Source organism: Leifsonia sp. Root112D2 (assembly GCF_001424905.1).
GTDB lineage: Bacteria > Actinomycetota > Actinomycetes > Actinomycetales > Microbacteriaceae > Root112D2.
On sequence record NZ_LMCU01000001.1, the window covers coordinates 1531273 to 1556031 of the forward strand.

General features: G+C 61.8%; 24 protein-coding genes. 9 read left to right on the forward strand and 15 right to left on the reverse strand.

Features of this window, described 5'->3' with window-relative positions; genetic code table 11:
• Nucleotides 1-158: 158 nt before the first annotated feature.
• The 3 genes from ASC63_RS07040 to ASC63_RS07050 all read right to left on the reverse strand — a co-directional run bounded on the left by ASC63_RS07040 (nt 159) and on the right by ASC63_RS07050 (nt 2751).
• Nucleotides 159-1022 (reverse strand): GIY-YIG nuclease family protein, encoded by an 864-nt coding sequence (locus tag ASC63_RS07040; protein ID WP_200936807.1) that lies wholly within the window; start codon nt 1020-1022, stop codon nt 159-161.
• Nucleotides 1012-2172 (reverse strand): DNA cytosine methyltransferase, encoded by a 1161-nt coding sequence (locus tag ASC63_RS07045; RefSeq protein ID WP_055815102.1) that lies wholly within the window; start codon nt 2170-2172, stop codon nt 1012-1014. The genes ASC63_RS07040 and ASC63_RS07045 overlap by 11 nt, the downstream gene beginning before the upstream one ends.
• 72 nt (nt 2173-2244) lie before the next feature.
• Nucleotides 2245-2751 carry a hypothetical protein gene (locus tag ASC63_RS07050; protein WP_157487614.1) on the reverse strand — a complete coding sequence of 169 codons (507 nt, stop codon included), beginning with the start codon at nt 2749-2751 and terminating at the stop codon, nt 2245-2247.
• Nucleotides 2752-3004: 253 nt separating this feature from the next.
• On the opposite strand from ASC63_RS07050, the gene ASC63_RS07055 reads away from it, so the two are divergent.
• A complete protein-coding gene (locus ASC63_RS07055) occupies nt 3005-3202 on the forward strand; it encodes a zinc finger domain-containing protein (RefSeq protein WP_055811221.1) in 198 nt (65 codons plus the stop codon).
• On the opposite strand, the gene ASC63_RS16260 is transcribed toward ASC63_RS07055, so the two are convergent.
• From ASC63_RS16260 to ASC63_RS07065, 3 genes are all read right to left on the reverse strand, one after another.
• Nucleotides 3203-3355 (reverse strand): hypothetical protein, encoded by a 153-nt coding sequence (locus ASC63_RS16260; RefSeq protein WP_157487615.1) that lies wholly within the window; start codon nt 3353-3355, stop codon nt 3203-3205. It lies immediately after the preceding gene.
• Between the two features lie 189 nt (nt 3356-3544).
• Entirely contained in the window at nt 3545-4240 is a 696-nt protein-coding gene (locus ASC63_RS07060; protein ID WP_055811224.1) for a hypothetical protein, read from the reverse strand.
• A gap of 984 nt (nt 4241-5224) precedes the next feature.
• Entirely contained in the window at nt 5225-6037 is an 813-nt protein-coding gene (locus ASC63_RS07065; RefSeq protein ID WP_200936809.1) for a DeoR/GlpR family DNA-binding transcription regulator, read from the reverse strand.
• Nucleotides 6038-6218: 181 nt separating this feature from the next.
• Between ASC63_RS07065 and ASC63_RS07070 the strand changes: the two genes are divergently transcribed.
• Genes ASC63_RS07070 through ASC63_RS07090 form a run of 5 tightly spaced genes read left to right on the forward strand, consistent with a single transcriptional unit; the run spans nt 6219 to nt 12583 of the window.
• A complete protein-coding gene (locus ASC63_RS07070; RefSeq protein WP_055811229.1) occupies nt 6219-7739 on the forward strand; it encodes an amino acid permease in 1521 nt (506 codons plus the stop codon).
• A 3-nt stretch (nt 7740-7742) separates the two neighbouring features.
• Nucleotides 7743-9158 carry an FGGY family carbohydrate kinase gene (locus tag ASC63_RS07075; RefSeq protein ID WP_055811232.1) on the forward strand — a complete coding sequence of 472 codons (1416 nt, stop codon included), beginning with the start codon at nt 7743-7745 and terminating at the stop codon, nt 9156-9158.
• An 11-nt stretch (nt 9159-9169) separates the two neighbouring features.
• Complete coding sequence (locus ASC63_RS07080; RefSeq protein WP_055811234.1) at nt 9170-10603, forward strand: NAD(P)/FAD-dependent oxidoreductase; 1434 nt, start codon at nt 9170-9172, stop codon at nt 10601-10603.
• Complete coding sequence (locus tag ASC63_RS07085; RefSeq protein ID WP_055811237.1) at nt 10600-11856, forward strand: NAD(P)/FAD-dependent oxidoreductase; 1257 nt, start codon at nt 10600-10602, stop codon at nt 11854-11856. Before ASC63_RS07080 ends, ASC63_RS07085 begins: the two co-directional genes overlap by 4 nt.
• Nucleotides 11857-11902: 46 nt before the next feature.
• Nucleotides 11903-12583 carry an HAD family hydrolase gene (locus tag ASC63_RS07090; protein WP_157487616.1) on the forward strand — a complete coding sequence of 227 codons (681 nt, stop codon included), beginning with the start codon at nt 11903-11905 and terminating at the stop codon, nt 12581-12583.
• A gap of 367 nt (nt 12584-12950) precedes the next feature.
• Here ASC63_RS07090 and ASC63_RS07095 read toward each other — a convergent pair whose 3' ends face one another.
• A complete protein-coding gene (locus ASC63_RS07095) occupies nt 12951-13841 on the reverse strand; it encodes an ArdC-like ssDNA-binding domain-containing protein (protein ID WP_055811244.1) in 891 nt (296 codons plus the stop codon).
• Nucleotides 13842-13919: 78 nt separating this feature from the next.
• Here ASC63_RS07095 and ASC63_RS07100 point away from each other — a divergent pair, with 78 nt between their 5' ends.
• Nucleotides 13920-14243 carry a hypothetical protein gene (locus ASC63_RS07100; protein ID WP_055811247.1) on the forward strand — a complete coding sequence of 108 codons (324 nt, stop codon included), beginning with the start codon at nt 13920-13922 and terminating at the stop codon, nt 14241-14243.
• Nucleotides 14244-14498: 255 nt separating this feature from the next.
• Here ASC63_RS07100 and ASC63_RS07105 read toward each other — a convergent pair whose 3' ends face one another.
• Nucleotides 14499-15671, reverse strand: a complete 1173-nt coding sequence (locus ASC63_RS07105) for a hypothetical protein (RefSeq protein ID WP_157487617.1) — start codon at nt 15669-15671, stop codon at nt 14499-14501.
• Nucleotides 15668-15937 (reverse strand): hypothetical protein, encoded by a 270-nt coding sequence (locus ASC63_RS07110; RefSeq protein WP_055811254.1) that lies wholly within the window; start codon nt 15935-15937, stop codon nt 15668-15670. The genes ASC63_RS07105 and ASC63_RS07110 overlap by 4 nt, the downstream gene beginning before the upstream one ends.
• A 918-nt stretch (nt 15938-16855) precedes the next feature.
• On the opposite strand from ASC63_RS07110, the gene ASC63_RS07120 reads away from it, so the two are divergent.
• Both ASC63_RS07120 and ASC63_RS07125 read left to right on the forward strand, forming a co-directional pair.
• Entirely contained in the window at nt 16856-17527 is a 672-nt protein-coding gene (locus ASC63_RS07120) for an SOS response-associated peptidase family protein (protein WP_082487721.1), read from the forward strand.
• Nucleotides 17528-17982: 455 nt separating this feature from the next.
• Entirely contained in the window at nt 17983-18243 is a 261-nt protein-coding gene (locus ASC63_RS07125) for a hypothetical protein (RefSeq protein WP_055811264.1), read from the forward strand.
• A 167-nt stretch (nt 18244-18410) separates the two neighbouring features.
• Here ASC63_RS07125 and ASC63_RS16265 read toward each other — a convergent pair whose 3' ends face one another.
• From ASC63_RS16265 to ASC63_RS07155, 6 genes are all read right to left on the reverse strand, one after another.
• Nucleotides 18411-18689 carry a hypothetical protein gene (locus ASC63_RS16265; protein ID WP_157487618.1) on the reverse strand — a complete coding sequence of 93 codons (279 nt, stop codon included), beginning with the start codon at nt 18687-18689 and terminating at the stop codon, nt 18411-18413.
• A 107-nt stretch (nt 18690-18796) separates the two neighbouring features.
• The gene (locus tag ASC63_RS07135; RefSeq protein ID WP_055815107.1) at nt 18797-19609 is read right to left on the reverse strand and encodes a GIY-YIG nuclease family protein; all 813 of its coding nucleotides are present in this window, start codon (nt 19607-19609) and stop codon (nt 18797-18799) included.
• Between the two features lie 699 nt (nt 19610-20308).
• Complete coding sequence (locus ASC63_RS07140; protein WP_055811270.1) at nt 20309-20509, reverse strand: hypothetical protein; 201 nt, start codon at nt 20507-20509, stop codon at nt 20309-20311.
• Nucleotides 20510-20586: 77 nt separating this feature from the next.
• Complete coding sequence (locus ASC63_RS07145) at nt 20587-22008, reverse strand: right-handed parallel beta-helix repeat-containing protein (RefSeq protein WP_055811273.1); 1422 nt, start codon at nt 22006-22008, stop codon at nt 20587-20589.
• A gap of 215 nt (nt 22009-22223) precedes the next feature.
• The gene (locus ASC63_RS07150; RefSeq protein WP_082487366.1) at nt 22224-23465 is read right to left on the reverse strand and encodes an MFS transporter; all 1242 of its coding nucleotides are present in this window, start codon (nt 23463-23465) and stop codon (nt 22224-22226) included.
• Nucleotides 23466-23622: 157 nt separating this feature from the next.
• Complete coding sequence (locus ASC63_RS07155) at nt 23623-24759, reverse strand: Gfo/Idh/MocA family protein (RefSeq protein ID WP_055811276.1); 1137 nt, start codon at nt 24757-24759, stop codon at nt 23623-23625.

Consider the following 24759-nt stretch of genomic DNA (forward strand, 5'->3'; position numbering starts at 1 on the left):
GCCTACATCAAACGACAGCGCGAAGTCGGGCGCGTCCTGGGAACGCACGGTTCAAGCCTCGCCTACGACACTGGGTGCCGGTGCGACGTGTGCCGCCTGGCGCACAACGCGCGTTCGGTCGAGAAGAAGCGTCGCCAGCGGGCGCGACGCGCGGCGAGTTAGTCTGCCGCGTCTGGGTCCTCGGCGTCCGGTTCACCGTCGACGGACGCATCGTTAGGGTCTACCGTCTGCCCGCCCGGGTCCGAGAACTCGTAGAGCAGCGGACCGGTAAGGGCCTCCACGTTGATGGCCTCAGGGCTGGGCTCGGCTCTGCCCTCGGCATAGGCTAGGCGAACGGCTGCGATGTAGGCCAAACGCACCGCCTGGATCACGAGCACTCGTCGCAAACCCTCCGAGACCTCGCCGCGCTCGCGTGCTACTGCCGCCAAGCGTGAGATGGTCTCAGCTCGACGCGCGATGCGAATGTCCGGGTGGCTACGCTCGGTACGGATCTCGGGTGTGATCAGGTCGCGACGGAGCGAGGCCGGAAGGTCGATCCGGTCACCCTTCGGCGGGATTTTCTCATTGAGGATGGCTTTGAATCTGGAGTTCTCGATGGCATTCAGGTACGCGGTGTACTCGGCCTCGTCGAGGTGCTTCTTCGCGTCGATGAACGCTTGCGCCTTCTTATCGCGCAGGTTAATCGACTCGTACTCCCACAGCGGCCAGATCTCCACTGCGGCCACCTCGAACAGATCGAGGATCCGCATTGCGGCGGCGTCGGTGCGCTGGTTAGTGAGGTGTCGACCGAGCCGAACTCGCAATTGCTCGTTCGTTTGGCCGACGTAAATGGGCTCGCCGTCGTAGTCGTAGAACGCGTACACCCCCCACTTAGCATCAGCCCACTTCCGGTCCTGGTAGTCCTTGACGCTCAAGAACTCTTTGAGCAAACGTCGGAACTCTTGGACGTCGGTCGCCGGGAGTTTGCTCTTCTGGGGCTTCTTCGGCTTCGGGGCGGGCCTCGCCGTGCTCTTACTGGACACTTGCGCGCTCCGTCACTACGGCACGAGCCATCGTTCCCTTGACCATCGGCATGAGGTAGTGCTGCCCGAGCCACTCAACGGCTGGAACGGCCACGGCATCGCCGAAGCCGAACAGTGCCTGGTTGTTGCGCGCGGCGCTTAGGTCATAGTCGCCAGCGCCCATCAGCCGGGCATACTCGCGAGGCGTCATCCAACGGACCTGGAGCCGCTTGTTACCGAGGCGGACGACTGCCTGCTTCGACGACCCACCGCGCGCCGTGCGCAAACAACCCGAAATATCGTCGGGCCGGACCTCCCAGACCGCGACACCGCCACGCGTGCGACGGTAAGCCGTGCGGTACTTCACGCCCGACCCACGCCGCAGGCTCGCCACACGTTCGCGCTGGAGAGGCGAGAGCGACGAGACGAACGCCTCGGTACGTTCCGCGCCCCACCACCGCTCGTCATCTCCCGACATTTCTTCGACCATCTCGCCGAGCCCCTCCAGCTTCGGGGCGGGTGGTGCGGGGAGCTTTGCGCGGTGCGTACGCAGGCTCTTGTCTCCATAGACCCACTGGAGCCAGTCGGGTCGAAGTTCGGAGTTAGGCTCCGCTACGTCCTCCGGAGGGTTCTTCGCGCCGACCAAGAAGAGCCGGGGGCGCGACTGAGGCAGGAATCGGCGCGCGTCCATCGCAAGGACATCAACTGAATAGCCGAGGTCGTTGAAGGCACGAATAGCCGCAGACAGATCATCCCCGCCGTGGGACGTGGCCAACCCTGTGACGTTCTCCAAGACCACGACTTCGGGGCTGTCGTCGTTGAGTTCCTTGAGGAGTCGGATGAAGTGCCAGAAGGTCCCCGACTGTGCCCCGGCGAGACCGGCGCGGCCACCTGCGAGGGAGAGGTCGGTGCACGGCGATGAGGCCCACGCGAGGGCCGCATCACGCGGGAGGTCGGCCACCTTGACCTTGCCAACATCACCGAGTGCGAAAGCGTGCTCGTCCGAATGCGGAAACTGAGCGTCGTACATCGCCTTCTTATCAGGCTCGTAATCGTTGGCCCAGGCCACACGGAACCCTGCCGACTCCAAGCCCATCCGGGCCAGGCCGATGCCCGCGAAGAACTCCAGAACCTTCGGGCGGGCCGCATTGATCGGCGTAATTTGTCCCATGTTGTCATGGTAGCGATCGCCGCCGTAAATCCCATCCAACCGCTACGGGTGCGTTGGTCCGACTAGGAACCTCTACTCGGAACCGATCAGCGTTTCGAGTTGCAGCAGGGCCGAGTTTGTCCTGCTGAACCGTTCCGTCTCACGCTCGTCCTCGCCTGCGGTTCGAAGGACTGCGCCCGCTTCGGCGAGTAGTTCGACACCGCGAGCGGTCGAGCCTGTTTCAAGGAATAGCACTGACGCGTTATAGAGGCAGATCGCTTCAAGAACACGGTTCGAATCAGCGAGGAGTGTACTGTCTGGGTGTCGGGGCGCGTGCAGACGCAACAAGTCCACCGCCTCGTCGAGTGTCGTTCCGGCGTCGCTGAATCGCCGCTCCTCTGTGAGAAGAGAGCTGAGCATGATTAGGTTGCCAATCAGTTCGTCGTAACGCGTCCAGTCCCACGAGTTCGCCTTGGCCTCGTCGCGCCGCATCCCGACAAGAAACGTCTGGGTCGAGAGGTCAATGAGGTCATCTCGTCCACGGATCAAGAATGGGCGTCTGCGGTTTGAGTTGAATCCGAGTGGCCCAGGAGTCTTCATAGGCACGACTGTATCCGCAACTTGGTCCGACTTCGGAACCGCTCATTGGAGGCCGTAAGCTGTGACCGACCAACTAGGAGGATCCATGAGCGACATTCGTACTCGGACGTGCTCGTGGTGTGGCGTGCCCGGACACGACAAGCGCTCTTGCGCCGTGCCTCCGCACGCGGGCCAGTGCAGTGTCTGCAACTACCACGGTCACGACCGGCGCAACTGCCCGCGTCAGTAGCGGCTTCTGAGAGGTGTCGAGCAAATGAGCGATCTGACTTTGAAGGTGGGCTGCGACTACTGCGGCGCGCAACCGGGGGAACACTGCCGCACCTCGTCCGGCGCGGAGGCATCGTCAAACCACGGTGCGCGAAACGCTGTTAGTGGTGCGTTCTTCCGGCAAGGCATGGACTTCGGATACGAACAAGGCTTTGCCGATGGGGTAGCCCAGAAGGAAGTCTGACTAGGCGACGGCCCCGGACTCGGGGCAACGCCGCCCCACGTCGCTGTTGACCTCGGCGGGCTCCATCCGGTGCAGGCAGATCGGGCAGTTCGGGGAACTCAGCACCTCGTCACGAACCCGTCGAAGCTCCCTCTGCCGCTCCAGATCGTCCATCCCACCATGCTACGCAGGCTCGAGCGGCTACGCGCGGCGCTCCGTGGGGTCTTCCTTGACCTCGTGCGGGTGCGCAGGCATTCGTGGGGCCCCTCGGGCTCGCCAGGTCGCGGGAGAAGCGCGGAGCGCCTGGACATGCAGAAGCCCCGACCCGCCGCGAAGGCAAGCCGGGGGCTCCGTTGTGTCGGCTCAGGCTCCGGTGTCGATGCCGAAGGTGCGGTCGAGCTTGCGCACGGCCTCGACAGTGTCCGCGTTGACCACCGGCTCAGTGTTCGCCGCCATGAGCGCCTCGAACCCTTCCGGGTCCGCGCTGAACAGCGCCGTGAGGCCACCGCCGGTCTCCCGGCCCTCGATGGTGTCTGCGATCACCTCACGCCGCGCGGCCTGCTCGTCGAACTGCGCCTGCGCGTCACGGGCGATGACTGCCTGCGGGTGCCCCGACTCGGCCAGCGCATCGAACACCCGCTCGTGGATGCCCCTGACCACCGATGCGGGGTCGTCCGAGCGGAGCACCTCGGGGAACACCTCAGCGTTCGCGGCGATGGCGGCGAGGCGCTCGGGGCTCGCACCCCGCACGACCTCCTTCAGTACACGGCCCGAGTCCAGCAGCTTCTGGACGATTGCGAGCTCGCGCGCCTGAACGGCCACCGCGTCTGCCGTTGCCGGGGTGAGCCCCGCAATGACTGTGGAGCGGTCGACCTTCGGGGCCTCCGGCTCGGCGGGGAGGTGCTTGCGCAGTTCACCCCGCGCGGCCATCACCCCCGTGTGGCGGCGGCGCGTGATCGCGCTCTTGGTGAGGTCGGAGTCCGCGAACTTGACCGCCGTGGGGGTGTCGGCGCGGAACTTCGCGACTGCGGCGACGAGCGCCTGCTTGTTTACTGCCATTTGAGTTTCCTCGTTCCATGGGCGGGCCTCGCGGCCCTGGGCGGCCCCGCCGACTCCCGACGGGGGTCTGTTAGGCGGCGGTGCGGTGAGTCTCGATGCGCCACTCGAAGGGCGGCAGGAACACTCGCTCACGGGCGGGATGAATGCGATCGCTTCCGCATCAATCAGCTCCTGATACAGCGTTTCGGTCGCGGACCGGATGCGGTCAGTGACATCGGTCAGCTTCAGTTGAGCCAACAGCATGTGGGCGAATTTGATCCGCGCCCGATTCGGATCGTAGTTAGGACCTTGGACCTTGAGAGACGGCACAGTTCGCGGGCCTGAGTTCGTCTTCAGCGGATCGCGATAATGGTTCCCTTTAGTTCTGGCATCCTTCAAATCTGGGATCTCTGGTTCGTCGACCGCGCAGCAAGGCCGATCGTTCTACCGCCGTGCTTTCATCGGGGGCTCCACGCGAAGCTTGGATTGACGGGGCGCGGGAACCGCTGGTCTGCTGGTTTCTAACCGCGAGCTCCGCGTCCACACTTTGCCCACATTTGGGGAACTTCCAACGTGATCCTATGAACTCACTGTGATTTCAAAAAAGCCTTTGACCAGGTATTCAAAGATTCAACGACGATGATTAGCTGGAGGTACTAGGGTTCTTGTCCCTCCACGAGTCCCCGCGCAGAGGACTAGCTGGATAGCTTCCGTTCCTCGCATTGCGGTCATCGTCGCTGGTAGGGCCCAGATCCGTCAGCCGTTCGTACCGGGGGCAGGGGGAGGGGTCTCAGCCGCTCCCGGCCGGCCCGTTTCGCCCGCTGGCAACAGATAGGCGCCCAATTCTTGTTCTCCGATGTTGCCAGGCGTGAGGATCTCGGTGATGGCGTGTGCGGCGGTGGATCTGATGGCGTCCGTGTTTGCGTTGCTTCATCCGGCGATGTAGCCGATGTTGTAGGTGCTGGTGGCGATTCCGAGCATTCCGGCGACGATGTAGGCGACGGATCAGAGCGCGATAATGAGGGTTCCGGGGTCAAGCGCTTGCGCTATGTCCATGGGTGGTTCTCTGTCGGTGATCATTCCTGTCACTTGGTCCAGGCCCGCAACGCGATGGCGGGCGACACGGTCGAATTTTGACGAATCGGCGAGCACGTACGTCTTCCGTGAGTTGCGGAGGATGCTGCGGCGGGTGATCGCCTCGTCGAGATGGAAGTCGGTAAGGCCGGCAACGGCATCCACCCCGCCGGATCCCAAGAATGCGATGTCTGCGTAGATGTCGTCAAAGAAGTTGACGGCTTGTCCGTTCGATAGCGCGAGGTCACCGGATCGGAGCCGACCTCCGCTGACCAGGACCTCAAGGTTCGGCCTGTCGGCGAGTTCGACCGCTGCGAGCAGTGAGCACGTTGCCACCACCCCAGCGAATTCGTAAGGAAGCGACCGGGCCACCTGGAGGGCTGTCGTCCCGACGTCGATGATAATCGTTTGGCCCGGCTGGATCAGGGCTGCTGCTGCTGCACCTATGCGGCTTTTCGCTGTTCCGGCGATCGTAGCGCGTTCCAAGAATGGCGGTTCATCGCCCACCGTCGGTACCACAGCACTTCGAGCGCCGCCGTGCACGCGTTCCAGTACCCCGTGTCGTTCAAGTGCGGCGAGATCGCGTCGAATTGTCTCTGTCGATACATCGAGAGACTTTGCTAGTTCATCCGTGCTGATGATGCGGGATGTGCGAAGGAGGTCGGAAATTCGTGCGTGGCGTTCGCTCGCGAGCATCGCTATCACGCTCCATTTCCCGCCGGTCTGCATACCTGCCGCGGCCATTGTCGCATTGCTGACACGATTAGTTGCGTATTGAACATGCTATCGACTTGACACAGAAACACACAAGAGTCCACACTAAGTCAACGCAAACAGGCAAAAGTGGGCAATTGTCCGCATGGTCTTCGTCCTGTTTGTTCCGCCCTTACTCGTTCGCTGTACGTTTTTCAAAGGAGAACCTCGCATGGTACAGAATTCTTCGGGATCAGGCGTTGCCCCAACGGCCGGGGTCAATGTTTCCGAGTTCGGCTATAAACAGGAACTGAGACGAGGGACGGGGCGCTTTGCATCGTTCGCCGTCGCGTTCGCATTTGTCTCGATCGCGACCGGGATCTTCACTACGTATGGCTCTGTGCTTAATAGTTCTGGACCCGCTGGTATTTGGACGTGGCCGATCGTCGTCATCGGGCAGCTGATGGTGGCGTTCATTTTCGGTTCGTTGGCGGCGCGCATTCCCGTGACCGGCTACGCGTACCAGTGGATGTCTCGGCTTGCCAACCCCGTTCTCGGTTGGATCATGGGCTGGATCTCGTTCACGTTCCTTGCAATCGTGGTCGTCGCCGTCGACTATACAATCGCCTCGACAGTTCTTCCCGTTCTGCTGAGTTACCAGGGCAGCGCAGCGAACGCGTGGGTGATCACGGCTTTTGTGATCGTGCTCCAGGCGTTGCTGGTGGCGTTCTCTACAAAGTGGACCGAGCGGGTGAACAATTTCGCGGTCTCTGCCGAGCTCATTGGCATGGTGCTCCTCGTGCTCCTTTTGCTCATCGTCGGTTTCATTGCCAAGGAGCTCAACGTCGGTAACCTTTTCTCAACCGGCGCGGTTCCTTCGGAAGGATACTTCTCCTTCGGTACGCTGACTCACGTCGGCCCGTGGATGATGGGAACTCTGCTTGGAGCTTTCACGATCGTTGGGTTCGAGTCGGCGGCGAACCTTGCAGAGGAAACCAAGGAGCCAGCCCGCGTCGTACCGCGAGCAATGTGGCAAGCAGTTTTTGCGTCTGGAGTTCTCGGTTTCCTCTTCCTCCTCGTGGTGACACTTCTCGCCGGTGATCCGGTGAAGCTGGCCAAGTCGGCTACTCCTATTGCTGACGTCATCACACGAGTTCTCGGCCCCATTGTTGGAACTGGGCTGCTCGTGCTGGTTGTCATCGCGATCTTCGCCTGTGGGATGGTTATCCTCATGTCCGGAGTCCGCCTTGTCTGGGCGATGTCAAGGGACGAGCGGTTCCCGGGACATCAGGTGTGGAAGAGGGTCTCGCCCCGGTTTGGCACTCCGACAGCTGCCACTGGGCTCGTCTTCGTTGTCGCTCAACTCATCCTCGCCGTTTTCGCGCTGCAGACGGACGCTCTCTTCAGCCTCTTTGCCGCGGCGACCCTTCTTCCGGCCGTCATCTATGCGGCGACGGTTCTGCTTTACATCATCAAGCGCAAGAGTCTTCCGCCCAGTAAGGGGTTCAGCCTGGGCAGGTTCGAGATTCCAGTGATCGTCCTTGCCGCAGTTTGGCTGGTCTTTGAGCTTCTGATCTTCCGCGACGCGTCCTTCGCTACGGCGTGGGTGTATGTGGCGATCATGGTCGGCATCGGTGCGATCTACCTGGTGTTCCTTCTTATCCGCCGTGGCGGAGCGTCGGGCATCGCGATGCCCGACCTCCACTCAATTGACAAGGAGCTTGATGAAGACGCCGAACGGGTCGTCAGGTAGGCAATGACTACGGTACTGGCGATCGATCAAGGTACCTCGGGTACCAAAGCGGTGGTGGTGGACGGGGATGGTGTCATTCGCGGCCTTGCGGAGCTCCCTGTCCGCCCGCACTACTTTGACGGTGGGGCGGTGGAACAAGACCCGATCGAGTTGCTGAACTCCGTACTCGATGCGGGCCGCGCCGCCGTGCAACAGTCGAAAGCGGTTGTCGACGTCGTGACGCTCGCGAACCAGGGGGAGACGGTACTGGCGTGGGATCCGGATACTGGCAAGCCGTTGTCGAACATGATTGTTTGGCAGGATCGGCGGGCCGAAAGTGTCACGGCTCGAATTTCGGAAAGGAGCCAACTCTTCGCCGATCGAACCGGCTTGGTCCTCGATCCATATTTCTCGGCTCCGAAGCAAGCTTGGATTCGCGAGAACGTCACCCGAAGCGGCGTTGTCACCACTTCAGACAGCTGGCTGATCCACCAGCTCACCGGTGAATTCGTTACCGATGTCTCTACCGCGAGTCGATCGCTGGTCACCAACTTGGATACGGGCGAGTGGGATCGGGAGCTCCTAGAACTCTTCAAACTCGGCGACGAGCCGCTCCCCACGATCCTGCCGTCGGATGCGATGGCAGGCACCACTAACGCGTTTGGCGCCCTGATGGGAGTGGGCGGCCTGATCGTCGATCAGCAGGCTGCCTTGCTCGCCGAGAATTGCCTCGAGCCCGGTGACGCGAAATGCACTTTCGGTACCGGCGCGTTCCTTTTGGCGAATACCGGGACGAAAGCCAGCCGTTCCAGCGTTGGACTCTCCGCCTCAATCGCCTGGTCCAGCGCGGCTGAACTCACCTACTGCTTCGATGGCCAGGTCTACACTGCTGCATCAGCCGTGCGTTGGCTGCAGAGCATGGGGTTCATCAAAACTGCGGCGGATCTCGACAGCGTGGCAGCGGCGGACGCCGCAGGAGTACTCAGCGTGCCGGCGTTCGCCGGCCTCGCGGCGCCGTGGTGGCGGCCCGAAGCAAAGGCGTCCATCACTGGGATGTCATTGTCAACCGGTCCTGAACACGTCGTGCTGGCCGTGCTTCAGGGAATTGCTGCGCAGGTTGCCGAACTCGGTTCGCTCGTTGCAGCAGATGTGGGGCGGCCGTTGCAACGCCTGCGCGTCGACGGCGGTCTCACCCAGAGCGCCGTGCTCATGCAGTCGGTCGCCGACCTTCTGCAGATCGAGATCGACGTGTACCCCTCTCAGCACGCCACCCCTCTGGGTGCGGCGGCTCTCGCCCGAGTCGCCGATAACCCCGGTCTGTCCCTCGCGAGCGCAGTCATTCCTTGGGAGCCCAGCATCACCTACCAGCCGAAGTGGTCCTTGGAACAGGCCACCGAGTTCCGCGCCCGGTGGTCCGCGGCTACAGAAATAGTTCGTTAAGGAGAACCACAATGAGCCAAGCTGCATCGCCGACATTCGACGTGGCCGTCGTCGGCGCCGGAATCGTCGGATCCGCCATCGCTCGCAGACTTGCCGCCTATGAGTTGAGCGTCGTGCTGCTGGATGCGAAAGCCGACGTCGGGGACGGAACAAGTAAAGCCAACACCGCGATCCTCCACACCGGCTTCGACGCGTCCCCCGGAACACTCGAGTCGCGCATGATACACGAGGGTTACCACTTGCTTTCCGAGTACGCCAAGCAAACGGGCATCCCCGTCGAGCACACGGGCGCGGTGCTCGTTGCCTGGGACGATGAGCAGCGCGACGTGCTTCCATCCCTGAAGGAAAAGGCCGAGAAGAATGGGTACGACAAGACTCACCTCATTGATTCAGCAGAGGTTTACAGCCTGCTGCCGCATCTCGGCGAGGGAGCGTTGGCCGGTCTCGTTGTGCCTGACGAATCGATCATTTGCACGTGGACGACGAATCTCGCACTGGCCACCGACGCGGTGCTTCGCGGCGTAGAGCTCAAACTCCTGCACAGGGTCTACAAGATCGAGAAGGTCGTCGACGCAACCATTCTCCACACGGATGGTGGGGAGGTGACGGCGCGCTGGGTCATCAACGCGGCGGGGCTTGGTGGTGACATTCTTGACCGGCTATTCGGCTACGACCGGTTCTCTATCACCCCGCGACGTGGTGAATTGCTCGTGTACGACAAACAGGCTCGCCCATTGGTCGACCGGATCGTTTTGCCGGTTCCGACTTCCCGCGGCAAGGGTGTCCTGGTCAGTCCAACGATCTACGGAAACGTGATGCTTGGCCCCACCGCCGAGGACCTCAGCGACCGTACAGACACGAGCACGAGCGAAAGCGGCTTCGCGTTCCTCTTGGAGAAAGGCAAGAAGCTCATGCCGAAACTCCTCGACGAGGAAGTCACCTCAACATACGCCGGCCTTCGTGCCGCCAGCAGCTACCCTGACTATTTGATCGAGGTTGACCCGGATGCGCACTACGTCGTCGTCGGTGGAATCCGCTCCACCGGCCTCACCTCTGGTATGGCAGTTGCGGAGTATGTCGAGCGTCTGCTTGCCGAGAGCGGAGCGATCACTCTGACACCGCGGCACGACCTACCCGATGCGCCCCATATGCCCAACATTGGGGATGCCTTCCTGCGTCCCTATCAGGACGCGGCTCGAATCGCGGCGGACCCCGCCTATGGAAAAATCGTCTGCTTCTGTGAACGCGTGACCGCAGGCGAGATCCGTGACACTTTCCATTCCCCCATCCCGCCCACAACGCTCGAAAGCGTTCGGCGTCGGACAAGGGCACAGAACGGTCGCTGCCAAGGGTTCTTCTGCGGCGCCGAAGTTCAAGAGCTCCTCGACACACGCGGTGAGAGCGCCGAAAGGCCACGAGTTTCTTCCCTGGAGGCTCTTCGATGACTGACGATGCAAACGTCCTCACTCCGGCGGTCCTCATCATTGGCGGCGGCCCTTCTGGTTTGCGTGCGGCAGCCGAATTGGCACCTCACGTCAGCGGACAGGTACTTGTCGTCGAACGCGAGAGCAGCGCAGGCGGCATTCCACGTCACAGCGACCACCCGGGTTATGGCATCCGGGATCTGGGGAAGTTCATCAGCGGACCGAAGTACGCGAAAATCCTCCGGGACAAGGCGACCCGCGCGGGAGCGCGTATCCTGACCGACACGATGGTCACGGACTGGGCGGGGGAACTCTCCGTCAACGCGACCTCCCCAATTGGGCGCATACGGATCGATGCACGCGCGATCGTGCTCGCCACCGGGGCTCGAGAACGGCCGCGTCCAGCGCGCCTCATTCCCGGTGACCGCAGTCACGGCATCTATACGACCGGAAACCTTCAGAACGTCGTTCACCTGAAACACGGAACGGTCGGAAAACGGGCGGTCATTGTCGGAGCGGAACTCGTGAGTTGGTCCGCGGCGCTCACCTTGCAGCACGTGAAGTGCAAGACGGTTCTGATGACCACCGAATACCCAAAGCCTGATTCTTACTTCTTCTTCAGCGCACCCGGAAAGATCTTCTTCGGAACCAAGGTTGCCACGCGCACTCGCGTGACTCGGATCATCGGTCGTCCGAGTGTCGAGGCTGTCGAGATCGAGAACCTGGACACGGGAGAACGACAGCAGATCGCGTGTGACACCGTGATCCTCACAGGCGATTGGATCCCGGATAACGAACTGGCCCGTGCGGCTCACCTGCCGATCGACCCTGTCAGCAAGTCGCCGATCGTCGATGAAGCCCTGCGAACGACGCGTCCCGGACTCTTTGCAGTCGGAAACCTGCTTCACCCGGTCGATACTGCGGACATCGCCGCGCTCGACGGTGCTGCTGTCGCTGACCACGTACTGGATTATCTTCGCGGTGTCAGCGCGCCAACGGGACATGTTGATGTCCGCGTCGATGCGCCATTCCGGTGGGTATCGCCTGGACGGGTGACGCTTGGGAGTGTAGAACCTCCGCGTAATCGCCTACTTCTGTGGAGCGACAAATTCGTTGCGTTCCCGCTTGTCACCATGAGGCAGGAGGGTCAGGTCGTGGCAAAGAAACGGCTGTGGTGGCCCGCCGCGCCGGGGCGTGTGTTCAGGATCCCTTCGAGCATGTTCCACGGGCTCGATCGTCGACGGGGCGCCATTACGATCGGTTTGAACGAGTAGCCAGAAGAACAAAAGTCGGCGCCGCCCTCCAAAGACAGTGATATTCATGCCAGAGAGCAACTCTGCCCCCAGCCAGGCGAACCTCACGATATATGACCTCGATGGCGTCCTCATCCACGGAGACACCATGGCCTCCCTGGTCACGAACCGGCTCAAACAGAAGCCATTGCGGCTCTTGGCGGCAATCCCTTTGGTTTTTGGCACGCTGCTCGCGTCCTCGCGTGGGGAGGCCAAGCCGCGGTTTAATCGCGCGCTGGTCTCCCTCGCGCTCAGAGGCCTGGACGAAGCCGAGTACATCGATTTGGCTCGAATTACCGGCCTTCGGCTCGGCCTTCTGCCGGGTATACCCAATCGTGACGCTATCCTGGCAGCCCGGACCGCGAGCGGGAGTGGCACGGTTATCGTGGTGACAGCATCCGAATTCCACCTTGCGAGGGCCTACCTCGACACTGTGGGTTTGCATGCGATACAGCTGATCGCGTCGGAGCTCGCGTTCGACATGAAACGGGGTCCTCACCTCGCCATTCACAATGTCGGCCCGACGAAACTCGCCCGGTTGATTGTTGAACACTACGACCCGAGCCAGGCGGTCCTCTACACGGATTCATCCAGCGACCTACCGCTCGCGACAGTTGCCAAACACACTGTCCTCGTCAATCCCGACCGACGGTCTCGGCGAACCGTGTTGAGCCGCGTGGCCGACGTGTCCCTCGTGTACTGGTCGTGAGAGTGCACGGGTGGAGTTGTCCTCTTCGGTAATTGCGAACTCGTTGCTCTGGACCAGCACGTCGACGGAGGCTTTGCCCGTCTTATCGGTCTCGCGACGGCTACCACTGCTTTGTAGATGGGAGTTCATGGACATCGTCTCGGGTATCCGCAGCCGAAGGTCGGAACCGAGTACGTCGGTACCGGCAGGCGGCGGGGATCAAAACTGAAGGTCACGTCCCGGGTGCCGTTACATCGCTCGTCGATGAACTTGAACCTTTGTCTCAGAACAGTGTGGCCTCGATTGGGCCTGTGATGGACGAATCGTTGCGGGGAGCGCGAGGGGCGCCGTCCCCTCGCGGCCGGTTTCCGCCGGCCCCCTCCGGGTGTTAGGCGTCGAGGTGTTGTCCCTCGTCGTTGTCGGATGTGAGGATCTCGGCGATGGTGTGTGCGGTTTTGAGGACGCGTCCGGCGGTGGATTTGATGAGGTCGGTGTTTGCGTTGCTCCATCCGGCGATGTAGCCGATGCTGTAGCTGCTGGTGTCGATTCCGAGCATCCCGGCAACAATGTAGGCGACGGATTCAGCCTCGGTTTCCATAAGCCCGCGGTGTTGGGCGTGTTCGGTCATGTCGTCGATGTGCCGGAGGACGATGTGTGCTGTCTCGTGGATCATGGTCTTTGCGGTGTGCTCGGCTGAGAGTTGGTCGTCGATGACGATGAGGTGGGTTTCGGGGGCGGTGTACCCGCTTTGTCCTCCGGGGAGACTCTGGTATTCGATTTTCCAGCCGTTAGCGGTCAGGTGGTTGCTGAGGGTATCCACGATCCCGAAGTCGTCCGTCCCGGTAAGCGGACTGCTGAGGGTGGATATATCGTCTGCTCCCTCGATGGGATCAGTCTGCTCGATGTCGAACACGGTCAGGATTGGGTAGCGGGTGATGGTCTTTTCGATGTCGTCGCCGTTCTCGTCTTCCTCGATGAGTTTCTGTTGCCGGTATCCGAAGATCCGGATGCCGGTCTCGCCTTTGCGAACCTGGCGGCCTTTGGCCTGCCAGGCGCGGAATCCGGCGACAGTGGTCGCGTCGGGTCGTTGGGAGAGGATGAGGAGGAGGTTGTTGAGGCTGTAGGCGTGGAACGATTGGGCGAAGCCGAGGAATCGTTTCCACTGGTCGGTGTTGCGCAATGCGTCGACTTGGTCGGTGATGCTGGCGTGGAGCGCTTCCGCTTGGGCCTTCTTTTCCTCGGCCGTTTTGCGTGGTGCTCGTGTCGTTGTGTTAGTCATGATCCTTTACTCCCCGTTTGCTTAGCCAAGTGGTTGTGCTTGATACGGGGACCAGATGGCGAAGCGGAGGAAGCCACCATGAGCGGGGACCTGGGCCGGGTGAAAAGTTTCTGGCGAAATAAGCGACGCCAGGGAGCGCGTCAGAAAGTTTTCATCCCCGGGCCAGGCAGCGAAGCTGCCGCGTTGGTGGAGGGGGAGTGCAGCCATATGATCAACGCGTCAAGCACAACCACCAGCCCGTCATCGGCCGCGGTGCAAGCGATCAGCGCTGCTACCCCAATTGCGCATCTGATCCGCGCCTTGGGAACCCGTGACGGAATCACCCTCCTCACCGTGATGCATGTGCGGTCCCTGGTGCTTTCTGAGCTCATGGACGGCTTGGTGTTCGGCTGCGAATCGTGAAATGGGAGAACCCACGGGGGAGCATCGACCGGTTGTCAGCTTTGCCTGGACTGCTCGTGACATCCGTCACTGGCCTGTGCCGGGTTGCACCGCTAGCTTTGGTTCGGAGACCAATTCAACGACCGACTCACTCGTGTCCATCGACCACTTCCGGATGGACTTCGGTAAAACGACGGTCATCCGGGGCGGTTATGTCGGCTGAAGGCTCCGGGTCGTAGCCTGGGGGAGCCGCCGTTGGCGGCGCTGTGCCTGTCGTCAGTTCAAGCCCGGGCGGCGGCGTAGGTCAGTGCTGCGGGCGGTGATTGGTCCAGTGTTCGGGTCGGCGGCTTTGCGCGTCTGCCCGACAGTCTCTGCGTTCGGGCTCTCATCGGTTCCAGGTTGGTGTCGGTCGCCCGCCGGGGCGCTGGCGTCGCTGATCGCCGCTCTCGCGGCACCGGCTCTGGGGTGTCGCGTCGCCGCCGATACTGCTTTTCGTGCTCGGGCGATGACTTCTGTTTCGATGTCGAGTCCGGGTTTTCCTTGAGCTTGTCTGGCGCGCGAGTCGAGCTCCGCTTCCTCGCGCAGTTGTGCGCCGTGGCGCTCGAGGTATTTCTTGGCTCGTTCCAGTTCAGCGAATCGGCGCCGGGCGAGGGCGGACGATTTGGACCATTGCTCTAGTAACTCCGGCGGCGTTGGCTCGTACTCGGTCTTGACTCGCTGACGCTCCTCGAGTGATCGTTTGCGGGAGAAGAAAACGTCGGCGGCGGTAATCTCCTTGCGTCGCACGGCCGCGGGAATGGTCTGGACGGATCTTGGCGGCAGGCCGGCCGCCTTCAACCGGTTGATGAGGCGGCGCCTGTCGCGGTTCTCCTGAAGGATCTTGGCGTACGTGTCGGGATCGGATCGGTACGACCGTTGCAGCTCGGCGCGATGCTCCCGATTCTGGGTCCGCCCGCGTCGCGCATCTTCGCGCCGGGACGTTTCGTGCTCGTCCCGCCATGCCGCATGAGTCTTCGCCACTGTCTTCTGGTGGCGTTCGTAGTATCGGCGGTTTGACGCTTTGACTTGCTCGGGGTGGCGTTCCCGGTAGAGCTTGTCATGGCGGCGCTTGCGCTCAGGGTGCCGGGCCGACCATTCTCGTACTCGGTCGCGATCACGTTGTCGTTTTGCCTCGTTTGCGGCCTTTTTGATGGGTTGAAGCTGCGCGAATCTGTGGCGTGCGAGAGCTGAGCGTTCGGCCCATTCGTTCAACATGCTCAGAGGTGTGGCTTGCTCCAGCTGTTCTCGCAGCCGTTGCCGCTCCTGGGCGTTACGGTGGCGTTCAAAGAAGTCCGAAGCGGCGAAGTCATCCTCATGGGTACGCAATGCTGGGGCATGATGCACTTTCGCGACTGGAAGGCCAGCGGCCTCCAGCCGTCGATTCAGCTCCTCAGGACCGAGACCGGTCACGCCGTCTCGGGCTCCTCCGGCACGAGATCCAGAAGTGCACGAAAGACCTCTTCGCGATGTGCGGTGGGATTGGTGATCACACGTCCAATCGAGGAACGCAACTCCGCAAGCTCATCCTCCGGAAGATCGCTCAACGGTTCAATGCACCAATCCACATCCTGTTGAACGGTGTAGCTGGGTTCATCGACATGGACTTCCGGGTAATACATCAGCGCAGCGAGTGCGATTCGCTGCAAGGCGTCATCGACTTGGTCGCGTTCTGGCACTGTCAGTTCCCCTCACCGTGGCCCACTTTGCGTACTTCGATCGTATTGCCGACAAGCGGCACCTGGAAAGGTCTCTCTTCGAGTTGTGGAGAATGCGGTGCGGTTATCCATGGCCAGGTTTCTCGGTCCTGGTCGACGACGAGCCGTGTGCGTGAGCCCGTGTGTCATTGGGTTCGGTTCAACGACTAGGCCGTAGTCGGAGCGGGCGTCAGGCCAAATCCGTGGGCGTGGTGGGGTCTGGGCGCGGCTAGTGGAGCCGCCGTTGGCGGCGCTGTGTTTTCTGCATTTTGTTTGTCTTTCCGCCGACCGATCGTAGCTCGTTGCCGGTGTTCCGTGCCGGGCTTTCGCGGCATATCCTCCCTCCGGTCCGGTATTCCACGGTCCCGTCACTGCTCACCTCTCACTCGCAATCGATCTCTCCGCCGGAAGGCAAACAAAAACGATCGACCATAAGGGGAGTGAGTTTCATGCGGGTATACGTGATTGATGCGGGAAACAGTGTGCCGGAACAGCGCCGAGGAATCATCGGTATCGATGGGCCCGGAGCACCGACGCTGGGGGAGAAGGTGGAGTGCATTGAGACGGTGACGCGGCTTGCAGATCAGGGGTGGGCAATCGCCGCCCGGTTGAGCACACCGATCGGTCGGCTCTCCGAGCGCGCAGCGAAGTCGATGGGCGTTCCCATCCTCGAACTCGAAGGGCTGCAGCGGGATGGAGCCTCTCGGCTCCCTCTGGGGATCCAGCAAATCATTCGGGAGGCGCGCCTGACACGGTAGCGGCGGGCGCGCGTTCCTGGCCGGCGCTGCGATGTTGCCAATCCGTTGCGAATCGAAGAAGTAGCCGGTTCCCGGGCGTCTGATCAATCAGCGCGGAGGCGGGGCAGGTGCGTGCGCCGGTGCCGGATCGTATGCTGTGCTCATGTGTGCAAGCTACGGTCTGGGCGGCGGCCCGTATCTCGGTGATGCGGGGATGTTCGATCTACGCCCGTTGGATGAGAAGACGAGTCGGGCGGCGTTGCTGCAGTGGATTGAGGAGTTCAGCGGTAAGTCGAAGATCACCAGGCATGACCCGAAGACCGACACCACGAACTTCAATCCGATCATCCGGCAAGTCGACGAAGCTCGTCAGCTCGACTTTGCCTGGTGGTTCCTCTGGATCGGCGGGCAGATCCCGAAGTTTGTCACCTTCAACGCGCGCGACGACAAACTCACCAAGGTGAGCTCCTGGGTGAAACCGTTCCAGTATCGACGGGCCCTACTGCCGGCGACTTGGTACGTGGAGAAAGGCAAGACGTTCGAGCTCAACGGCGGCGAGCTGTTCGCAATGGCGGCCATCTACAACGTCGATGTGATCGACGGGGCACCGATGATCTCGTACTCGATGGTGACCCGGGATGCTGTTGGTGAGGCGCTCACGGCCAACGACAGGATGCCGCTGATTCTGCCGAAGTCGATGCACGATGAATGGTTGAATCCTGACCGTGTCGGGGATGACGAGCTGGTGGAGGCTGCCGTGTCGTCGGCGGATGAGATCTCGGAGATGGTAGCTATTCAGGGTTCCAAGGGCACTATGCAGGCGTCCCTGTTCTAGAGTGGCCAGGTCGCTGGTCCTGAGCTGATCGAGCCCGTGCAGCTTCCGCCTCCCGGTACGCCATCAGCAGTTCGTGCGGATCCGGCTCAACGGCCGGCCTGTCAGCGCGAGACGCGGCCAGGTGATGGCGCCACGAGCTGGATGCCAGATGGTAGTCCCAGCCTGCCTCCGCGGCGGCTTCGATTGTGCGACACCAGCCGACGAGCCGCCGATCAGACTTGCGGCCATGGCCGGTGACCACACGGAACCATACCTCCCGTTTGGGCCCGAACTCGATACGACGGATGACAACGTATGCGGTGCGCTCTTGAGGGTCGACCATCTCCCACTCGACTGCCGTGACGCTGAGGATCGGGTGCCAGTTGGCCATGCGATCCTCCATCTTGGCGTGTCGCGCCGAGTGTGCTTATAGTCTCTGACTATCGAAGATATGTTCGAAGAACCGGAGAGTCAAGATGATCACTCACATCGCCGACATTGTCACCGTCTGGCTCGATGACGCCGGCACGCCCACCCGCCTCGTCTGGCGTGGAGACCGATATCAGGTCACGGATATCCCGACCCCGCGCGAGGATCTCGTGATGGGGCTCATGCACCCGCCTCGTGTGGATGGCTGGCGGTTCCAGGGCACGCGCGACGACGGGCAGAGCCTCATCTTTGACGTGCGACTCAACCGGGATCGGCAGGAGTGGGAGTTACTCGCCGTCTACGACTGACCAGCAGCCTGGACCAAGGTGCCGCATCCGTCGCACCACCAGGCGCCGACGACCGGCACCATCTGCTCGAGGCACTGCGGACAGTTCGGTGCGTTCGTCGTTTTTGCGGCTGCGAGAATGCGGAGTCTCAAGGTTTTGTGTCGCGAGGCTGGTGAAAATATTCGTAGTTAAGTGAACAGTCCCGCGGCAGGCGGCAGGCGGCAGGCGGCAGGCGGCTGGTGCTTCGCGTAATCCTTGACGCGCTTGGTGTTGGTGAGTCCGTGGTCGGTGTAGATCAGGTTCGATCGAACGTCGAGGGCTTCGCCCTCGACGCCAAGGAGGTCAGCAAGCTCATCAGCATCCTTCGTTACCGTTTGAACGAACAGGTTCGTGAGGCCAACCGCAAGAATCCGATCTTCTCGACTAGCCAGGCCGACGCGCAGGCCGAAGCGCAGGCCAAGGCTCACGCCTCGCTGCGTGTCCTGCGCGAGTTCGCGAGCTCTTCGCTCTGACAGCGCCTTCCTACCCCTGCCCTCGTGGTGGGGGTAGGAGTGTGTGGCGACAGTTACAGAACTTAGTTGGCGTTCAGACCGTGACTGCGGCTATCCAATGCCAGCTTGAAGTGACCCTCTGCCGCGTCGATTACGTGCGTAGGAGTGGACGGATCGAAAACGCGCAGGAGAGAGAATCTGAAGGTTGCCGGGTCAAGGCCAATAAGCTCCCGATTGCCGCCGTTCCCGTTCGTTGCGTAGGCATGCCAGCGCTGGGAGATGTTCTCCAGGCCGTCAGCCTTGCCTACGTAATGACGACCGTTGCGAGTGTCCGTGATCAGGTAAACACCCATCACAGAAGATAGAGCCGTACGCCAGGCCAAGTAGCGGTGCTCACGCATGACGGCTTGCAGCTTCTCGTAGCTGAGGATGAGTTGATCGAAGCCGGGGAAGGGTATCGGTCGTGAGTTGGCTATCTCCAACACGGGATAGTTGGCGGCCGTGGTGCCGTTGATCTTCCAGCTACGTGCAGCTTTCCACCCGATGACGAGCCTATCTCGGAGGTCGGCCATCGCCTCGGAGACCTCAAGATCGAAAGCCCGAGTCTCTCCTTCTCTCGGAAGTTCGCCCTTGTTCGTCACCACAGCCCAAAGCCGCGCCCTGTCGCCGCCTTCGGGAATGAACACTAGCCACGTCTTAGGTGGTGCAGCCGGGAAGCTACGTGTGCTGGAAGACTGACGGCTCGTGTAGTACAGGATCTCCTCAGCCGTAGAGTCGGCATTGAGGCCCCGCAAGCCGCTGTTCTCGGGTTCGATCACGTAGGCGTGACGAATCGCCAGTGTTGCTCCGGGATCGATGCCAGCGCTGAGTAGCAAGGGTTTAAGGGTCAGAGTCACTTGGTCAGCGTATCGGGGGCGCGACCCTTCACCGATGTCACCCGCGACCGGCATGATCAGTGTCCGCCTGACCACCGCGAGCCGACAAGGGGCGAGCACCCGCCAAGACTTTCCCCACACCCAAGGAGCGCCGCGAAGCAGCCCTGGACCGCTGATACATCAACTGTCAGAGATGTCCTGATGCAGATTTGTCAGGCATCTCCTGACGCATCACAGTGACATCACATGCGGCAGCAACACTCGCTGACCACATCCTGACCACAATTCGAGAAGAATCGCCACTGTTCACGCAGATTCAGGCAACTGAAAAACCTTGCAAATGAAGGGATGTGGAGGGATAGCTGCGGCATCACCGGGGCAGAATTAGGGTTCAAATCCCACCGGTACCGCCACATGTGTGATGCCCCGTCGACGAAGTCGACGGGGCATCACACATTTTCTCGGAACCCGTGGCCCATCGGCCATCCGAGCCGCCTGGCCTGTTTCAACGACGACCTGTCCCCCCGCCACGAAGCGCGTGCGTGGCGGCTTGCCGACACGCCGCAAGACCACCGGTACCGCCACATATGCGATGCCCCGTCGACGAAGTTGATGGGGTGTCGAACGAGACTCTCACCTTCGGATGCGGTCGGAAGTGGTCGCAGGCGCCTCGGACGAAGAGCGTGCGCTCACCATGGACGACCGGCCTGCAGTCGCCGCTCACCGCTTCCGGCGGCGGCGGGCGATCGCGATCGCGATCAGCACCAACCCGAGCAGTAGAACGATCGGGCCCATGGTGGCCCATAACGAGGAACCGCTCATCACCGACCCGCGGAGCACGTTGAGCCCTTGGAGGGTCCACACCAATCCGACAGCGCTCAGGATCACGCCGGGGACCAGCAACGGCCAGATGCGCTTCACGATTCCCAGCCTACTTCCGTTCGCGTCGATCAGAACGGAAGCCGCGGCCCTGCGGTCCCATCATCAGCGTCGGGTCTTCACTCCCTGCTCAACGTACTGTGCAAATCCTGACCCGTCGCCTTCTGGTACGTCTTGAGGCTTGAGTAGCTCTGGCCCAGCCATCCGAATGAGACATGCGCTGTTCCACTCACTGCGAAGGTGTTTTTGTCGCTGACGTTGTGGCCGCTGACCTTGTCTGCGTCTGCCCGGTCCACGGTCCCGAGGAGCGCACCGGCGTCGTTGGTGGCCGTGACGGTGTTGTTCTGGAACACGTTGTTATGTGCGTAGAACTGGATGAGAATCTCCGGCGAGCCGTCGTTGAGCTTGTTGTTGTTGCGCAAGGTGTTGCCGATGAAGCGGTTGTCATACGACTGGCCGGTCTTGACGTCGCCGCAGTCGCTTGCGCCGTCACAGTAACCGCCGGTGGCGATTCCGACGTACAGGCTGTTGGTGATCGTGTTCGATCGCACGTCGACATGATCTGCCGAACCGCGCGCGTTCTCAGCGGCAACTTCGATTCCGATGTCGTTGCCGGTCACCACGTTGTTGCGAATGACGACGTGTGTAGCCCCATCCACGTAGATGCCGTCGGCACAATTGCACCAACCGCCGTCCTCGTAGTAGGCAGGATTGCCCTGCGACCGGATGTAGCTCACCTGGTTGTCTGAAATCACCCCGTTCCTCGCGCGATTGAGATCGGTGTATCGATATTTGCCAGTCAGTGTCGATTCGTAGCCGATTGCGTCGATTCCGATGTTGTTGTTGTCATGGATGTCGTTGTTTGAGATCGACCATCCGTCGACGTTGCCGTTCACGACAACACTCTCGCTTGCGCCAAGACTCAGGTGGTCGACCGTGTTACCGCGGATCGTCAGGTCGCTGATGGAATGGGCGGCATTGTCGCCGTATGCGGCAATTCCGTGAGCGTTGATGTCGAAGCTGCCGAGTGTCTGATTATCGTTGCCGAGATCATGCACATGGTTGCCGCTGATGAGCAGGTGATCGCCCGATCCGTGGATATAGATGCCGATCGGCATCGCGTTCAGGTTCGTGGATCGATAGTCGGTGATCTCCAGCCCCGTGAGCGTGACATGGGAGCTGTTGCTGATGTTCACCATCGCGGATCGACCATCCGCCGGCGTGAATCGTGAGCCATCGAGTGTCACGTGTTCATGGCGGTGAGCCTGCACCGTTATGCCGTTCACGCCGGTCAAATCAATCTTTTGGTAATACCGCCCACCGCGGATGTCTATGGTTCCGCCGGCAGACAGCCGCTTGACGGCGGCGTGAAACGTGGCGAGTGGCGCAGAGGCCGTTCCGGCTGCGCGGTCGTTGCCATTGGCCGCGACGGTGATTGTCGTGGCCGAGGCGACCGCGGAAGCAGGCGCTACGACGACGAACCCCGCCAAGGCGATAACGGCAAGCGACGACAAGAGGAGAGCACGGAGAGTCGACAACATGGTGAATCCCATCTACGAATACCCCGCCTCGAGCAATCCTCTGGCGACATGTGCCGGATCCACCACGATCGGCAGCCGGCTGGGCTCTTCGTAACAGACGCGAAGCTACCACTCAATTCCACGCAGGGGCACGAATGCGCAACGTGAGTGAGCGATCGCCTGCCTGCTGTGTGATTGACACGCGAACCGACGGCCCGGAACGGCGCCCATGGAGCCTATTCGACTGCCGGTCGAGAGCGGCTCATGAGGGCGATGCCGACGGTGGCGAGGAGTCCGTACACGGCTGGCAGCAGGAACACCAGTGGCAGCCCGAGGAAGCTGACGCCGATTCCGCCGGTCAGGCCACCGAGGGCGCTGGCAATGGCGGTGGAGCTCATGAATATTGCTGAGGCGGTGGCGACGGCGCCGGGCAAGAGGCGTTGGGCGACGATGATTCCGAGGCCGGCGAAGATTCCCCAGACGCCGCCCATGAGGATCTGTCCGGCGAACATACCTGCAGCCGATCCGGTGAGAGCGAAGCAGAGGTTGGCGCCAACGCCGAAGGCGGCGCCGAGGATCATGAGGCGCATCATTCCGGTTCGACGGGCGACCACAATTGCAAGGGGCATCACGAGGAGTTCGATCAGGGGTTGGATGCCGATGACGGCTCCGCTGACGACCGCGGGCAGGTGCATGGTGTCGTGCATGTAGATCGGCAGGTAGCCGTATTTGATCGGTTCGCCCGCGTAGACGAGAACGTAGAGTCCGGTAAAGGCCAGCAAGGGCAGCATGACGCGCAGCCCGCGGCGGTGCACAACATGCTCGGATTCCGCCGCCGGTAGTGGGGTGCTTGCAGTTGGTTGTTGTGGGCGGCCGATCCGCATGAAACCGAGCGGCAAAACCTGCGCAAGAGTGAAGATCGCGGTGGCGGCGAGCATCGTGCGTGGTCCGAAGGCGGCGGCGAGAAAAGAGCCGAGAACGGGACCGATGACCCATCCCGCCGTGAGCGCCATGCGCACGACGGAGATGACGCCATCGGCGACGGGGTTCTTGGTGCTCTCCAGGTCGTCATGGATCGCGGCGAACAGTTGGGAGCCGGCGGCGCCGGAGAAGGCAAGAACGAGCGCGCTGATGACAAACGGCATCCACGCTTGTGTGGAGAATGCGATTGCCATCCAACCGACAAAGCCCGCGAGCGCACACAGCCGGAAGAGCCCGAGTCGTTTTCCGGTGCGGTCGGAGCGGGCGCCGACGATAAAGCCGGCTATGGGCGCTGTGAGATTCGTCAGGTAATAGAGGCCAGCCGTGGTGAGTGATACGTGGAGGTCGTTGACGAGGAACAGGGCGATCTGCGGGGCGGCGGCGGAGATGCCAAGCCCGGACAGGAAGAGGGCGATGGTTGCACCGCGGTAGAGCGGGGAAGCGAAGGTGGTGCGTAACGCGGAGGGCGTGGTCGCCAAGTCTGCGGGCGGGGTCACTGGCTCCTCCTCGAGTCAGATTCGAAATCGGACAATGTGCGGCGGCTCACTGACGGCGACAGCGACCGTCAGTGAGCCGGTGCGCTTGAGGTTATCGTGCTCGAACTCCACGAGTCTCGAATCGTGAGCGGATCCGGGCCCAGCAGCCGGGTCTGGCTCACTGTGGTGTGACGATCTTGTCGATCTCCGATTGGCGTGTGTGGCCGTCGAGATGATCGTAGAACGGATGCCCCGGTTGTAAATCCGCTCGGTACACACGCTTGCGAGTGAACGAGGATGCGTATACCGCGGTGACGAACTCCATCGTGGATCTGCTGCTCTGAAGCGTCGCCTCATGTTTACGCTCTGCCAGCGTGTCGTCGACCAGCCTGCTCAGCTGTGCTTCGTGACTGGACGGGGTGTCGATGTCGGCCGTCGCATCCCACACGCCCCGATCATCGCGTGCCCCGGATGATTCGCTGGGGGCACCGGGAGTGATCGAGTGGGGGCCCAGCGGCCCGGGTGCGGGAACGAAGCTCCAGTCGTGATCGGAGTAGCCATAGAGGTGGTTGAGTTCGAGGCTGCCGGACGACGTGTCGATGCGGATCCGTGAGAGTTCGCGCGGCGAGACGAGACTGTTGATCACTGTTCCTACAGCACCACTTTCAAAGACGACGGTGGCCAGGGACACGTCCTCGAATTCAACATGACGATCAAGACGGAATGCGTGTGCGTCGACTGAACGCCATGGGCCGAGCAGGTAGAGCATCAGATCGATCTGGTGGATCCCGTGGCCGAGGGTCGGGCCGCCGCCTTCGCCGTCCCAGGTGCCGCGCCACTCGGGGTCGAAATAGCTGCGGGGCCGGAACCAGGAGGTCTCACAGAGCGCAAAGTAGACCGATCCCAATGCACCTTTGTCGAGCAACCGATGTGCACGCTGAGCCCCCGACCCGAATCTGTGTTGGAAGATGGCGCTGACGTCGCCGGCGCTCTCACGTTCGGCCTTCTCCAGCTGGTCCATCTGAGCCAGGCTCAGCACGGGGGGCTTTTCGAGGACAACGGAACGGTCCGCCCGGAGCAATTGGATGGCGAGATCCGCGTGCGTGCCTGGGGGAGTCGCTATGGATACCAGTTCCGGGTTCGTGTGTGCCAGCAGTTCGTCCACGGATGAATACGCCGTCGAGCCGTAGCTCGCAGCCAGCTCAGCGGCCCTGGCGGGAACCACGTCAACGACGCCGACGAGTTCTGCGTTGCTGTTGGCCGCGTAGCTGGCGGCGTGAAGTGGGCCGATCGCCCCTGCGCCGATCACCGCCAC